We start from the raw sequence: 501 nt of genomic DNA, 5'->3' as shown, positions 1-501 counted from the left end.
GGCACTGGACGAAGATGCCGGCTTTATTGGCGCCCTGGGTGCGCGCCCCAACGGCTTGGCAGTGGACTATCAACTGGTAACCCGAGTAGGTAGTACCGAATATCAGGTGCGTGACACCGGCGCCTGGGCACCCACGGCTGCACTGAAAAGCGATATGGCGCACCTGGACAGCCAGGCAATCCTGGTTAACGACGATGACCTCGACCTGGTGGAAATCGGAACCGCCGCCTTGATAGGTGATGAGATAGTGCGCATCGATGCGCTGGACACATCCACCAACACGCTGAGCCTTTCCCGTGGTTGCGCCGATACTATCCCCAGCACCCATAGCGCTGGCACCCTGGTCTGGTTCTATCAAGACAACGCCGCCGCCGACACTACCGAGTACCTTGATGGCGAAGAGGTCAGCGGAAAGCTCTTAACCCGCACCACCAACCAAACACTCAGCGAAAGCGCGGCCACTGCAAATATCGTCACCATCGACCAACGCCAGGCACGACC

1 protein-coding gene is annotated in these 501 nt (G+C 59.3%); it reads left to right on the top strand.

Annotated features, from left to right (window positions below):
- Positions 1 to 501, top strand: a 501-nt coding sequence (locus MO867_RS22565) for a hypothetical protein (RefSeq protein WP_252473356.1), incomplete at both ends; no start/stop codon positions are given.

It is taken from the genome of Microbulbifer okhotskensis, from assembly GCF_023895975.1.
Lineage (GTDB): Bacteria > Pseudomonadota > Gammaproteobacteria > Pseudomonadales > Cellvibrionaceae > Microbulbifer > Microbulbifer okhotskensis.
Note: the sequence above shows the minus strand (reverse complement) of the source record. Positions and strands in the feature narration are given on the sequence as shown.